Source organism: Labrenzia sp. PO1, from assembly GCF_012273635.1.
Lineage (GTDB): Bacteria > Pseudomonadota > Alphaproteobacteria > Rhizobiales > Stappiaceae > Roseibium > Roseibium algicola.
The window spans coordinates 1-655 of record NZ_JAAXCR010000015.1 but is presented as its reverse complement, the minus strand read 5'-3'; the positions used below and the strand labels follow the sequence as shown (position 1 = coordinate 655).

Here is a 655-nt window from a genome sequence, read left to right as displayed (position 1 = left end):
GCTGGCGGACGGCGAAACGCTGACCCTGACGTTCGACGTCAAAGTCAGCGACCGGAACTGGTTCCCGGAAGGCACCGACACCACCCAGATCACCATCACGATCACCGGCACGAACGACGTTCCGACGCTGACTGCGGTTGACGTGAGCGGATCCATCGTTGAAGGCGATCCGTCAACCCTGTCCGACAGCGGCTCGATTGACTTCTCCGATCTGGATCTCTCCGATACGCCGACGGCGACCTTCGCAGTCAAGAGCGTTGAAGGTCTTGATGGTGTCGGCCTCACTGCAGGCCAGATCGCGAATATCCAGGCCGGTTTCGGGCTGTCCGCTGATCCGGGCAACACGAACGACGGTACGATCAACTGGTCCTACAGCGTCGCGGAAGAGCATCTTGACTTCCTCGCTGCAGGTGAGCAGGTCGAAGTCGTCTACACCGTGACGGTCGATGACGGCAACGGCGGTGTCGTGGATCAGGATGTCACCATCACGATCACGGGCACCAACGATGCTCCGACGATCGGCGGCGATCTCTCGCTGAACTTCCTGCCCATCGTTGAATGGCCGGGTGCGGAAGACGAAGGTTACGTCCATACCCGCGGCGGTGTGTTCGAGATCAACGATCCCGATACGGTCGTCAATCCGGACAATTTTGAA

Annotated in this window: 1 protein-coding gene; it reads left to right on the top strand. The window is 59.7% G+C overall.

The genetic code is table 11. The annotated features are described in order from the left end of the window. Positions 1 to 655, top strand: a 655-nt coding sequence (locus HCG46_RS28370) for a VCBS domain-containing protein (RefSeq protein WP_205838749.1), incomplete at both ends; no start/stop codon positions are given.